8 protein-coding genes are annotated in these 13,351 nt (G+C 64.2%); 4 read left to right on the top strand and 4 right to left on the bottom strand.

What is annotated here, in order from left to right:
• Positions 1 to 641: 641 nt before the first annotated feature.
• Entirely contained in the window at positions 642 to 2,519 is a 1,878-nt protein-coding gene (locus tag Spa11_RS18835; RefSeq protein ID WP_145115224.1) for a DNA-methyltransferase, read from the bottom strand.
• A gap of 40 nt (positions 2,520 to 2,559) precedes the next feature.
• Between Spa11_RS18835 and Spa11_RS18830 the strand changes: the two genes are divergently transcribed.
• Positions 2,560 to 3,054 carry a DUF2513 domain-containing protein gene (locus Spa11_RS18830; protein WP_145115222.1) on the top strand — a complete coding sequence of 165 codons (495 nt, stop codon included), beginning with the start codon at positions 2,560 to 2,562 and terminating at the stop codon, positions 3,052 to 3,054.
• 314 nt (positions 3,055 to 3,368) lie between these two features.
• On the opposite strand, the gene lysA is transcribed toward Spa11_RS18830, so the two are convergent.
• From lysA to infA, 3 genes are all read right to left on the bottom strand, one after another.
• Positions 3,369 to 4,694, bottom strand: coding sequence for a diaminopimelate decarboxylase (gene lysA / locus Spa11_RS18825; protein ID WP_231933040.1), 1,326 nt, complete (start codon positions 4,692 to 4,694; stop codon positions 3,369 to 3,371).
• 294 nt (positions 4,695 to 4,988) lie between these two features.
• Positions 4,989 to 6,788, bottom strand: coding sequence for a DUF885 domain-containing protein (locus Spa11_RS18820; RefSeq protein WP_145115216.1), 1,800 nt, complete (start codon positions 6,786 to 6,788; stop codon positions 4,989 to 4,991).
• Between the two features lie 311 nt (positions 6,789 to 7,099).
• The gene (gene infA / locus Spa11_RS18815; RefSeq protein WP_145115214.1) at positions 7,100 to 7,330 is read right to left on the bottom strand and encodes a translation initiation factor IF-1; all 231 of its coding nucleotides are present in this window, start codon (positions 7,328 to 7,330) and stop codon (positions 7,100 to 7,102) included.
• A 325-nt stretch (positions 7,331 to 7,655) separates the two neighbouring features.
• On the opposite strand from infA, the gene Spa11_RS18810 reads away from it, so the two are divergent.
• The 3 genes from Spa11_RS18810 to Spa11_RS18800 all read left to right on the top strand — a co-directional run bounded on the left by Spa11_RS18810 (position 7,656) and on the right by Spa11_RS18800 (position 13,271).
• Entirely contained in the window at positions 7,656 to 9,788 is a 2,133-nt protein-coding gene (locus Spa11_RS18810) for an efflux RND transporter periplasmic adaptor subunit (RefSeq protein ID WP_145115211.1), read from the top strand.
• 74 nt (positions 9,789 to 9,862) lie between these two features.
• Entirely contained in the window at positions 9,863 to 10,900 is a 1,038-nt protein-coding gene (locus Spa11_RS18805) for an efflux RND transporter periplasmic adaptor subunit (protein WP_145115208.1), read from the top strand.
• Between the two features lie 100 nt (positions 10,901 to 11,000).
• On the top strand, positions 11,001 to 13,271 hold the full coding sequence (locus Spa11_RS18800) for a biotin/lipoyl-binding protein (RefSeq protein ID WP_145115205.1): 2,271 nt from the start codon (positions 11,001 to 11,003) through the stop codon (positions 13,269 to 13,271).
• The last annotated feature ends 80 nt before the right edge of the window (positions 13,272 to 13,351 follow it).

Raw genomic sequence — 13,351 nt, 5'->3', positions numbered from 1 at the left:
AACCGATTGAAGAGCTAGAACATCTTGCCTCCATAGTCGACTTTAGGCTACAACCCGCGCGATCTAGTCCCAGGGTTGTTTTGCGTGCCATCGATCCGCCAGCGAAAGAGCACCTTTATTATGTCGAGCGAGTGCCTAGTCGTTCCAGGACGAACAGCCCTGCCTCCACGGTGCGTACGCACCAATATCGAGGTTTCTGACAAGGACTATAGAACGCAGGCTTTACCGTACACGCCGGGATGGATGCTCCCGGCGATGTTGGTCCTCAGCCCGGCGTTGGTTTGTCTCTTCGTCCCCATGATGCACGGGGATATTTGTAAAATGAGGTATGGTTTGTCGCCCGCGATGCGACGTAAATACCTGCTCCGAAAAGTCGTGACCGGATTCGTCATTGCAGCAGCATTTCTAGCCCCGGTGCCTCTTGTCGTAGTGACGGGATCAGTTGAAGGCGTTTTCGCGGCTCTCGTATTGTTTATTGTTTGCTTCTACGGAGGTTTCGCTGCGATGAATTGCTGGACCTCTCCCCTTCGTGTGGCAAAGGTCAAAGGCGATCACCTTTGGATTAAGGGGTGTTCGGACAGCTTTGTTAAGAGTTTGAGTTGCTGACAATTTCGCGGCTCGAATTCACAATGAAGTGAAGTTCACAGCGTCGCACTCTCATCAAGCAAATCCACCGACAGCGTCGGCTTCAGCCGATGCACGAGGTTCCAGCGTAGCGCGTCGCGGTAGTCGGAGCTGGGGAGTGTGTTGTCGGCGATGACGCTGAAGTAGGTTTCTCCGCGCGATGACTTGAGGTGCGTGGCGAGGCGTTCGCCGAGGTCGTCCGCGGCGCCGATGTAGCCGCTCAGGCCCTCGGTGATCTTCTTGTCGGTCGTGATGAGGTAGACGCCGCCAACGCTGGTGAGCGTCTTTGCGGCGCGGGCGGTGAGCTTCTTGGGCCGCTCGGCGAGCACGCTGCCGAGCGGCTTCTCGACGACGTAGTCGTACTGGGCGGCCTCGGCCTTGTGCGTCTTGGCCGACTTGCGGAGCCGGAGGGCCTCCCAGCGGTAGTCGCTCACGTCGCAACCGGGCGCCGCTTGCCTAGCGGCTTTGTCGAAGAGGTCGAGCTTGCGGGGGTCGCAGAGCATATCATCGAGCGATGCGCCCGGGTGTTTCGCGCGGACCTTGGCCCAGGCGATCTCGGCGGCGTGCGCCGCTTGAGGTTTGAGGCTTGAGGCGTGAGGGTTCGTGGTGTGGGCCGTGTCCTTCGTTCCCTTGCCGAGCGCGCCGGACTTGCGGAGTTTTAGGAGCTCGCGGTTCCACTCGTAGGCGGAGCCCATGAGGCCCGCTTCGGCACAGGCGGTGTGGAAGGTGGTTTGTAGCTCGGGACGACACAAGAGCCAGTCGAGCGAGGCGCCGGCGCTGGCGGTGTGGAAGGCTTTGACGAGGGCCAGACGCGTCAGTTCGCGCAGCGAAGCTCTTGGCGAGCCGTGAGCGTCAGCGACCGGAGTTGAAGTGGATACACGCTCTGTGATTGGAGAACCGTTCGCGGGTTCCTCCGGGCGCTGACGCTTACGGCTCGCCTCGCTCGCGGCTTCGGCCATCGGATGGCCTTTGAGCTTGCGCCCTGCGGCAGTGGTGGGCGCGCTGCGGACTGGGTCGGCGGGGCCGTGCAACTCGTCGCCTTTGGTGACGCCTTCGATGCGTTCGGTCGCGTATTTGACGTAGTCGCTCGAGAGCTCGAAGCCGAGCCAGTGGCGGCCGAGCTTCTTGGCGACGGCGAGCGTCGTGCCGCTGCCGCCGAACGGGTCGAGCACGACGTCGCCCTCGTTCGAGCTGACGCGGACGATACGCCCCAGCAGCTGCTCGGGCATCTGGCAGCCGTGAAAGCCCTGGCGTTCCTTGAACGTCCCCGCGACGCGGCTCAGGTACCAGGTGTCGTCTTGCGGATGGAACGCGGCGTCGTCTTCGCGAAGGTCCTGGGGACGCAGAATCCAAGTGTCGTCAGGTAGACGCCCCGTTGGGTTTGCGCGGCGGTCACCGTAAACCAACGCCCTTGCCGAAGGGATGCGGATCGACGGGTCGGCGGCGTTGAACGTGTGCAGCTCTTCGTCTTTGACGAAGTGGAAGAGGTGGGCGTGCGAGCGGTTGAACTTGCGGCGGCAATTCTGGCCGAAGGTGTAGTACCAGATGACCCAGTTGCGGGCGGTGAAGCCGATCTTCTGCGCGGCGACCTTCAGCTCGGCGGCGTACTCGTCGCCGATCGCCAGCCAGAAGGCGCCGGTCGGTTTGACGACGCGGTGCAGCTCGGTGATCCACTCCTCGCACCAGTTGAGGTAGACCTCGTCGGCATGGTTGTCTTGGTACTCGTCGTACTTGAAGCCGATGTTGTACGGCGGGTCGGCGAAGGCGAGGTCGACCGACTCGTCGGCGACCTGGCGGAGGAGCTGGACGCAGTCGCCCTGGTGGATGGTGTCCAAGCGGAGGGACGAGGGGCGGGGGGCCAGGGACGAGGGACTAGGCTGGGTGGCGGTGCTCATAGACGCTAGCGTATAGGTTAAGCCACCCTTGGAAAAGGCGATGGATTCCTTCGTAGGCCGCACCAATGTCACGTTTAGGGAATTGGAGCCTGTACGGGTTACCGATATGGCATACCAAGCTTCGGAAGGACCTAAAGAGCCAGCCGCTCCGCGGGCGTTCACGCCATTGAAAAGAGATCTCGACCTTATCCGATCGATGTTGTTGGAGATCGAAGCCGGCACCCTGCTTAGCCAGCAGAAGCAATACGACGAAGAGATTTGGAACTACCACATTTGGCTTCTCAACCAAGCCAAGCTTGTCGAAGGCATCTCGGCACAGTGGTGTGTTGCAGGCAACGCATACGTCTGGACTACCAGTCGACCGATGCTGACGTGGGAGGGATGTGAGTTTCTTTCTGCAGCAAGGAACGAAGGATACTGGCGGTCACGGCTCAACGAGATAAGGACCAAGGCTGGCCAAGCATTAGTTGAGCTGCCATTCGAAGTCGTAAAGTCGATTCTAATTGACGGCTTAGTCGGCGCAACCAAGAGCTGACTTGCACGGCATTTGAAAGCACACTCTTTTCAAGTAGAGCAGCATATGGCAGCTAACGCTTTCTCGGCTGATGTGCGACTGACGTTACGCCTTAGCGATCAAGACGTTTCGATTGCGCAAGTAGGCCCCGATTTTTTCCACGTTGCTCACGACTACGGAGTCATTCCCCCCCAAGAGGGTATCCTGATTCTGCAGGTCGATGACTACAGAAGCGAAACTCCTATCAGAATGCTCAACGCGATAGACGGCGACTACTGCGAAGTGAAGTACGAGAGGATTGGAGAGGACATCGAGAGTATTGCTCGAAGTTCTTTCTAAAGCTCCGCCGCCAAGAGATCGTCCACCGTCTGCGCCCGACGGATCAGCCTTGGCTGGCCGTTCTCGATGAGCACCTCGGCGCACAGCGGCTTGCTGTTGTAGTTGCTCGCCATCGTGTAGCCGTAGGCGCCGGCTCCGCCGATGACGAGGTAGTCGCCGATCGTGGGCTGAGGCAGCGGACGCGCCTCGACGATGCCGCCGTCTTTTTGCGTGAAGACGTCGCCGGACTCGCAGAGGGGGCCGGCGATGACGAAGTCGGCAGTCGGCGGTGGGCAGTCGGCAGTAGTTGCTGACGAGCCACCTTCTTTGTCCTGCCCGCTCCCCGCCGGGCACATCGACACAGGATGGTACGCGCCGTACATCGCCGGTCGCGCGAGGTTGTTGAAGCCGGCGTCGACGAGGACGTAGTTGAGCGTGCCTTGCTTCTTGACGGCGCGGACTTCGGTGAGAAGGGCGCCCGACTCGGCGACGAGGTAGCGGCCGGGTTCGATCTCGAGGTTCACCGCGTGGCCGAACGCACTGGCTAGTCTTTCGCGGACGGCGTTCCAGGTGTTGTAGTAGCCAGCGACATCGATCGGCGGTTCGTCGCCGCGGTAGGGGGTGCTGAGGCCGCCGCCGGCGGAGATGGTGAGCACGCTGGAGCCGACCTCCAGCGCGATGCGCTCGAGCGCTTCGCCGACCTTGTGGAGGTGCGACATGTCGGTCCCCGAGCCGATGTGCATGTGCACGCCAGTGACGCGTAGGCCCCAGCGCTCGGCGCGGGCGACGCAGTCGGCCACCTCGGTGTGCCAGACGCCGTGCTTCGAGCCCTCGCCGCCCGTGTTGGTCTTCTGGCTATGGCCGTGACCGAAGCCCGGGTTGATGCGTAGCGTCACGCCGTGGCGCCGGCCGAGCGCTTGGCAACGCTCGCCGTACTGGTCGATCATGTCGGGCGAGCCGCAGTTGACCGGCAGGTCGTGCTCGATGACGGTATCGATCGCGGCGCGGTCGAACACGTCGGCCGTGTAGACGATCGCGGGGTGATGGCCGGCGGCGATCGCCGCGTCGTCGTGGTCCTTCTCGGACGGCGCGTAACCGGCCGCGAGCGCGCGGGCGATCTCACCGGCGCTCACCGCGTCAACGAGGACGCCCTCGTCGCGCATCAGGCGGAGGATCGAGAGGTTCGAGCAAGCCTTCTGCGCGAAGCGGGTCACGTCGAACGGCGCGAGGTCACGCGCCCGTTGGCGGATCATCGCAGCGTCGTAGACGTAGAGCGGCGTGCCGAACTCGGCGGCGAGCTGCGGGATGGGGACGCCGGCGAAGTGGGTGAGGATCGGGGACACGCTGGGCGGGGTCGTGTTGGTGGACGCGGTTGTGGAGGCATCTACGGTAGACGCGCGGGGTGGGGAGTGTGAGCCCCGGGTTACGCAGCTGGTTCTCGTTTGTAGCGAGCCGGCGACGTTAGTCGTCGGTGTCATTCGTTTGTATTCGGCGCTGGTACCCGCTTCCCACCGACGACTAACGTCGCCGGCTCGCCTCATATCGCCGGCTCGCCGTCTTTCGTGATGGCGTCATGAAAAAAGGGCCCGCCACTTGGGCGGGCCCCTTTCGTGGGACCATGGTCAGCGGCTTTGGGTTCAGAACCCGCCGGGAGCGCCGCCCTGTTGCTGCATCGCGGCGGCGGTGGCGGCGGCTTGGCCGATCGCCTTGAGGACGCCCTCCTCGAGCAGGTAGCGGACCCGCAGGCCGCCGTCGATCGGCTCGCTCGTGACGATCAAGCGATCGGCGCCGGCCGGGACGTCTTCCATGCCGCTGAGGATCATGCCGATCATCGGAGCGGCGTTCGGCGGGGCGACCTTCTCGGCGGCGGTGAGGATTTGACCGACCGAGACGATCAGCTCGCCGGGGGGCGAGATCGGCTGGCCGGCCTTGGCGGCGGACTCGTCGATCGCCTTCTTGAGCGACTCCTCGCCGCGGGGGCCCATCGCGAAGTAAACGCGCTCGCCGCCGACGCCCATGATCAGCCGCACCGATTCACCGAGCGCTTCGCGGGCCTGGCCGGCTTCTTCGGGGACGGGGACCGTCATGCCGTGGAGCGTGACGCCGGCGTGGGTCGCGTAGGCCCATTCGACGCCGGGGAACTTGGGCTCCTTGGCGGCGGCTTCGGCGAGCTTCTTGAATGCGGCCTCGACCTTCGTGGGGTCGGGGACGTAACCGGCGGCGATGGCGTCGAAGCCCTCACCGGCCAAGTCGAGCGAACCGCCGACCTCGACGCGGCCGTTGCGGATCATGTCGGCGTAGACATCGACGAGGTCGCTGGTGGCGCCCTTGATGGCCTCCTGCACGTCCGGGTCGTCGGGGATCTTGCCCTCTTCAATCTGCTCTTGGAGAGCCTTGTCGATCTGCGAGCGGACCATCTCGATGGCCGCTTCGTTCTGGGCCTTCTGCTTCTCGAGCAGCTCCGCCGGCGTGACGCCCGAGGTGAGGAAGCTGGCGGCCGCTTGCGGACGGTGGAAGCCCGTGACGCCGCTGGTGGCGTTCTCGTAGGTCGTCATCGCCAGGGCGAGGTCCGTCCCTTCGAGGGCCGTTAGCTCGGCGTCGATGAAGGTGTGCTTCTTCTCGGCGTCGATCGACCAGCCGATCGTCACGACATTGAGGCCGTCGATCAGGTCGCTGATCTGGGCGATCTGCGTCTCGGCGAGGGCACGGCGGGCTTGGAACTCTTCCTCGGTCTCGTTCTCTTGCTGGACGAGGCCCTCTTCCATCCCCTGGCGGAGTTGCTCCAGCGCGATCTGCCGGTACATCGCGGGGAGGTTCTGCGAATAGAGCGTGACGCCGAGGTCGTACTTCTCGACGAGCTTTTGCAGGTCCTTTGCGGGATCGGCGGGCGCCTGAGCGAGGGCTTCGGGTGTGTTCGAAACGAAGGTCCACTCGCCGACTTGCTGGAAGTAGATCGTCTGCTCGGGGAGTTCCAGCTCGTAGACGCCGTCGCCGTTGTCGATGGGCTCAAGGGCGAAGTTCTCGGCCAGCTCAAGGACTGGGGTCAGGTCGGCGATTGGCAGGCAGCCGATCGGGGCGAAGCCGGCGCCGTCGGTTTGGACGACGACGCCGATCGGGCGGTTCTTGTCGAGTCCTTCGAGGCCGCGGCCGCCGGTGAAGAAGGCGATCATGCCCTCGACCCAGTCGCCGGCGTTCGGGTTGCCACCGAGGCCGCCAAGGAAGGTGATTTCCTTGATCAGTTGGTTGTAGTTGGTCAGCGCGGCGACGGCGATCGTCTTGGTCTCGACGGCGGCCGGGGCCTGGGCGGCGGGCGCTTCAGGCGCGGCGACGGCCTGCGCGAAGGCGGCGGGGCCGATCGCCAGCGGCGTCAGCGAGACGAGCGTCGCCAACGCTACCAGGCGACGACTTGTACGGGAGCGCGGGGCGGGAGCAATCACGCTGCGGGTCCTAACGGGCGGTGGAGTGATTAGTGGTCGGCGAAAACGGACGCCACTTGGGGGGATTCGCACAGCTTGCGGGTTTCTTGCCGGGCTGGCAAGGTCGTGAACGACGTCGCGTAGGAATCGACCGGAGTTGAAACGACAGAACCGCGGCCTGCGGAGGGAGGTCCAGCGGGCGCCGCCGAAGATCGGCTTGGCCCGTCTGACGCTCCCGAGAGGTCGCGGTTCCGAAAGAATAAGTCATTGCGGCGGTCCGATACCGCCAATGGCCAGCATTCGCCGCCCTTTTACCGTTCGCGATAGCCCTTTTAGCGTTCGCGGTAGGTAATGCGGCCCTTGGTCAGGTCGTAGGGAGAAAGCTCGACGCGCACCCGGTCACCCGGGACGATCCGGATGTAGTGCTTACGCATCCGGCCGCCGATGTAGGCGTTGACGATGTGGCCGCCTTCGATCTCGACGTTGAAACGCGTGTTCGCCAGGGCCTGGGTCACCACGCCTTCGACTTCGAGGGCTTCTTCTTTTTCTTTCTGCTTCGCCATGCGGTCCGGTAACCGGGAAAGGGGGGCCGTCTAGGGAGACGGCCCGACACGAGTAAGGTGTAGGGGTAATGTGCGGGAGAACTCTATGACGGCGGCCCTGCTTGGGCGCGTTACAAGCGCTCGGGGGGCCGGCCAGACCGTAAGAGTCTACACAATTCTAGGCCGCTTGCACTAGCTCAGGCCGCATAAACCGCGGGCGAAATCGGCATAACCGGCCCCGGGCCCGGCCCGGTGGGGTTGTGACGACGTAGCAAGCTAGAGGGGCGCCGGTTCCTGGCACATCGACCGGGCGGAATCCAGAGGATTGCTGTAACCTTGACGGACTGTGTCCCAGGTCTCGCCATCATCCGCCGCACCCGACGACGACGCGATCCGCCGCGCTAAGGCCGAGATCGAGTCGATCGTCCGCCAAATCTCCGAGCTGTCCCGCCAGGACGTCTCGCCGGATGTCTATTACGAAGAATTTCTGAACAAGGTCGTCTCGGCCCTCCAAGCGCCCGGCGGGGCGATCTGGACGGTCTCCGAAACCGGCCAGATGCAGCTCGGGTACCAGATCAACCTCCGCCAGACCGGATTGGCGGAGAACCCGATCGCCCAAGAGCAGCACGGCCGGCTGCTGCACCGAGTGCTGTCGGCCCCGGTGGGGCCCGGTTTCAAAGAGGGCTTGGTGGCGCCGCCGCGGTCGGGTTTTAGCGCCGAGGGCGAGGTGATCGATTCGGCCAGCGCCGAGCACCTCCCCGCCAACGCCACCGACTTCCTGCTCGTGCTCGCTCCGGTCCACAACGACCAGGGCGCGCAGGGCATCGTCGAGGTCTTCCAGCGCCCCGGCGCCCGGCCCGCGGTGCAGCAGGGGTACCTGAACTTCCTGCTCCAGGTCTGCCAGCTCGCCGGCGATTACCTCCGGGGCCGGCGTCTCGCGCATCTCGCCGACAAGCAGGGTCTGTGGGACCAGCTCGAGTCGTTCACACGGCTGGCGCACGACCGGCTCGACGTGAAGCAGAGCGCGTTCACGATCGCCAACGAGGGCCGCCGGCTGATTGGCGCCGACCGAGTGACGGTCGCCGTCGGCCACGGCGGGCGGCTCAAGATCCAAGCGATCAGTGGGCAGGACGTCTTCGACACCCGGTCGAACGTCTCGACGCTGCTCACCAAAGTCGCCCGCGCTGCGGCGAAGACGCGCGAGGACGTTTGGTACACGGGCGACACCTCGAAGCTCGCGCCGCAGGTCGAGAAGGCGATCGACGCTTACGTCGATGAGTCGCAGACCAAGGCGATGGCGATCCTGCCGCTGGTGGACCGCCGGGGCGTCGATCCCGAGGCGACCGAAGAAGACCTCCGCAAGGGCGGCCGCCGTGAGGGCGAGGTCATCGGCGCGCTCATCGTCGAGCAGATGGTCGACAACCGCATCGCCGACGGCTTCACGCAGCGCGTCGACGTGGTGCGGACACACAGCGAGACGGCGCTGGGCAACGCCCTGGAGCACGAGGGGCTCTTCCTGATGCCCGTCTGGAAGGCGCTGGGCAAATCGACGTGGATGTTCCGCCGCCACACGTTGCCCAAAACGGTGCTGGTGACCGGCCTGATCGTCGGCGCCATCGCCGCGGCCCTGCTGGTGCAGAAGGACTTCTTGATCGAGGGGGACGGCAAGCTGCGGCCGCAAGACGTGGCGAACGTCTTCACCGAGATCGAAGGGACCGTCGATGAGCTCCACGTGACCGACGACTCACTGGTCGAGAAAGGCGAAGTCCTGGTCGAGCTGAAGAACATCGACCTCGGCAAAGACTTGGAGCGGACGCGCGGTGAGCTAAACGCCGCCAACCGTGAATACCTTGAGATCGACCGCCAGCTCACCAGCCAGCGGAGCGAGAACTTGACGCCCGAAGAGCGGTCGCAGAAGCAGGCCCGCCGGGCGACGCTCTATGAACAGCTGATCGCCTCGAAGGCCGAGCTGGCGCTGCTCGAGAAGAAGCAGCAGCTGCTATCAGTCCTCAGCCCGATGACCGGCCAAGTGATCACGTCGCGGGTCGAGGAGCGATTGGAGAACCGTCCGGTCAACCGCGGCCAAGTCTTGATGGAAATCGCCGACCCGAAGGGAAACTGGATCGTCGAGGTCGAGATGCCCGACAAGCGGCTCGGCCACATCACCAAGGCGATCAACGACTCGCCGGACAAGTCGGTGGACGTCGATTTCTTGCTAGCAACGACGACCGACAAGACGTTCACCGGCAAGTTGACGGAGAAGAACATCGCCGCCTCGGCGGAGGTCCGTGGCGACGAAGGGAATACCGTGCTGCTGACGGTCGAATTCGATCAGAGCGAGTTCCGCGAGGCGATCCTCGACCCCAAGGTGGGCGCCGAGGTGAAGGCCCGCGTCCACTGCGGCCGTGCGAGCATCGCTTACGCGTACCTGCATGACTTGGTGGACTTCATCCGGATGAAGGTCCTGTTCCGGCTGTGATCCTTTTGTGCGGAATAGTGGCCAAAAAAACAGGCGCCCCGCTGAAAAACCCTTATAATGGAAGCGTTTCCGCCATGAAGACGCGATCCCTCGCCACCCGCCGCCTGCTGCTCGTCACAACGCCCGCTGCGTTGGCGGTGCTCGTCGCGTTCGCTACGCAGGTGACTGCGCAGTACCCGCTGCCGCCCGACCCGCAGGTCGGGGGTGGGGGCGCCCGCGCCGCGGCTGGCGATCGGACGCACGCGATCGATGGCTTTATTGGCCTCGTGACCAAGCGTGACCTTGCCGCTACGGAGGCGGGTATCCTGACGCACGTCGGCGTTAAAATTGGGTCGAGGTTTCAGGGCGAGGACATCATCGCCGAGATCGACACCCGCGAGGCCGAGCAGGCGTACAAGCGCGCCCAGGCGGAGTACCAGCACACGCTGGCGCGGGCGAACGACGAGATCGAGAAGCGTTACGCCGAGGCTCAAGAGAAGGTCGAGCGGGCGGACCTCGAAGAGATCTACGAGGCCAACAAGGGGCTCCCCGGCACCGTGCCCGAGGCCGAGGTCCGCAAGGAGGAGCTCGAGTGGAAGCGCGCCCAGCTGGGCGGCGAGAAGGCGCTCAAGGATCAGCAGCTCGCGATGATGGAAGTGAACGTCAAGCGCGCCGAGATGCAGCTGGCGGAGATCGCGATCGAGAAGCGCCGCGTTCGTGCGCCGTTCGGGGGCGAGGTGCTCAAGCTCCATCGCGAAGAGGGGGAGTGGGTGCAGCCCGGCGACACGATCGCCGAGGTCGCTCGGCTCGACCTGTTACAGGTAGACGGCTTCGTTTACTTCGACGAATTCGACCAGCGCGACATCGAGAACTGCCGCGTGACGGTGAGTGTCCCCGTGGCGCCTGGCCGTACGGAGGAGGCCACCGGCTACATCGTCTACGTCGATCCGCTAGCCGAGTACGACGGCGAACGGTCCCGCTACCGCGTCCGCGCCGAAATCGCCAACCGCCTCGAAGGGGGCCGCTGGGCGATCAGCCCGAACCTCCCCGCCACGATGGAGATTCATCTGGGGACGAAGGGGGAGGGGCCGGCGGTGGGCGGACGGGCGACGAGGGCGCGGGCCGCCCGCTAACGCTAAAGGGGAAAGTTGAAAGGGGGATGCGGAAAGTCTTGCCCGCAAACCTGCTCTCGTTCCTTGTATCCCCTTTCCACTTTCGTTTTTCCCCTTTCACATGGCCACTCTCGCCGACAGCCTGGTTTCTTCCAGCAGCCGGCGGCTGCCGATCCGGGTGCGGCCTGACCTCGAGGCGAAGAAGCAGCGTTATCAGGGGCGCGTCTACTGGGTCGTGAAGGACCCGGTAGCGCTGCAGTACTTCCGGTTCGAGGAAGAGGAGTTTGCGATCCTCTCGATGCTCGACGGCGAGTCGAGCCTCGACGAGATCGCCGAGGAGTTCGAGCGCCGGTTCCCGCCGCAGTCGATCCAGACCGAGGAGTTGCAACAATTCGTCGGCACGCTGCACCGCAGCGGGCTGGTGATCACCGACTCGCCGGGGCAGGGGGATCAGCTCAAGAAGCGACGTGACGAGCGCCGCTGGAAAGAGGTTCAACAGAAGTTCACCAACATCCTCTCGGTCCGCTTCAAGGGGATTGATCCCGACTGGATCCTCAATCTGCTCTACAGCTTCCCGCCCGTGCGGTGGTTCTTCAGCAGGACGGCGCTGGTGCTGTGCATCGTGCTGTGCCTGTCGGCCTTGTCGTTGATCTTGGTGCAGTTCGATTTGTTCCAGTCGAAGCTGCCGGACTTCAACACGTTCTTCGCGGCCGAGAACTGGCTGCTGCTGGCGATCGTGCTCGGCAGCACGAAGATCCTCCACGAGTTCGGCCACGGGCTGTCTTGCAAGCACTTCGGCGGCGAGTGCCACGAGATGGGCGTCATGCTGCTGGTGCTGACGCCGTGCCTGTACTGCAACGTCAGTGACTCGTGGATGCTGCCCAACAAGTGGCATCGCGCGGCGATCGGCGCGGCGGGGATGTACGTGGAGGTCGTGCTGGCCTCGATCTGCACGTTCATCTGGTGGTTCACCGAGCCCGGGCTGCTGCACTACGTGTGTCTGAACATCATGTTCGTGAGCTCGGTGAGCACGATCCTGTTCAACGCTAACCCGCTGCTCCGTTACGACGGCTACTACATCCTCAGCGACCTGATGGAGGTCCCCAACCTCCGCCAGAAGGCGAGCACCATCCTCAACCGGACGATGGCCAAGTACTGCCTAGGGATGGAGCAGCAAGAAGACCCTTTCCTGCCGAAGAAGAACCAGTGGTTGTTCGCGACCTACACCGTCGCCGCGGCGCTGTATCGTTGGGTGGTGGTGTTGTCGATCCTCTACTTCCTCAATCAGGTCTTCGAGCCTTACGGGCTCAAGCCGCTCGGCCAGGCGATCGCGCTGATGGCGGTGTGGGGGTTGGTCGGGCAGCCGTTCGTGAAGCTCTACAAGTACTTCAAGGTGCCGGGGAGGCTGAACAAAGTGAAACGCGTCCCGCTGTTGGTGACCCTGGCGATTATCGCGGCCGCCATCGCGGCGGTGTTCACCGTGCCGCTGCCCGCGTATGTCTACTGCCCGGCGGTGATCCACCCGCGCGGGGCGGCGAGCGTTTACGCCGGCGTCCCCGCGATGCTCGAAGAGGTCTTCGTCAAACCGGGCCAGCGTGTCGAGGCGGGCCAGGAGCTCGCGCGGCTCAAGAGCATCGACCTGGAGATCGGCATCGCCCGCCTCCAAGGCGAGGTCGATGGCTACAAGGCGGAAATCCGTTCGCTCGAGAACATCGCGTTCAACGACGCGACCGCGTCGGGCCGGCTGGGGCTGGCGCGCGAGAGCCTCGCCAGCGCCGAACGGCAACTCAAGAAGCAGCTCGAGGACGCCGAGCGGTTGACGCTGCGGGCGCCGATCGCGGGCGTCGTCATGGAGCCCGACTACAAGTCGAACCGCACCCAGGACCCGAAGGACCTGGGGAGCTGGGAGGGATCGCCACTGGCGGAGAAGAATCTCGGCGCGACGCTCGAGGCGACCGAGCGCTTCTGCCGGATCGGCGACCCGCGGTCGCTCGAGGCCCGCATCTTGATCGGTCAGGACGACATCGAGCTCGTGGCCGAGGGCCAGCCGGTGCGGCTGATGCTCAACCAGACGACGGACCTGATCTATCCGAGCGAGATTACGTCGATCTCGCGCGAGGAATTGCCGGAGACCCCGCCGCGGCTATCGAGCCTCACCGGCGGCGCGGTGGCCACCGAGATGGACAAGTCGGGCCAAGCGAAACCGCTAACGCCGATGTTCGAGGCGACCGTCCCGCTGGGCGACTACGCGAGTCTCCCCGAAGAGTACAAGCAGCAACACGACCTCTTGCGAGTTGGCCTCGTGGGCGAGGCGAAGATCACGATCGAGCCACGGACGCTGTGGCAGCGGTTCTATCGGTACCTGACGAAGACGGTGAACTTCGATTTGTGAGATCAGTCGACATTGTCGGAGAAATGACGAAGCACGAATGACGAATGACGAACCTGCCGGAGGGCCGTGCTGCTTCCGAC

The sequence above is a fragment of the Botrimarina mediterranea genome (genome assembly GCF_007753265.1).
GTDB classification, from domain to species: Bacteria; Planctomycetota; Planctomycetia; order Pirellulales; family Lacipirellulaceae; genus Botrimarina; species Botrimarina mediterranea.
Note: the sequence above shows the minus strand (reverse complement) of the source record. Positions and strands in the feature narration are given on the sequence as shown.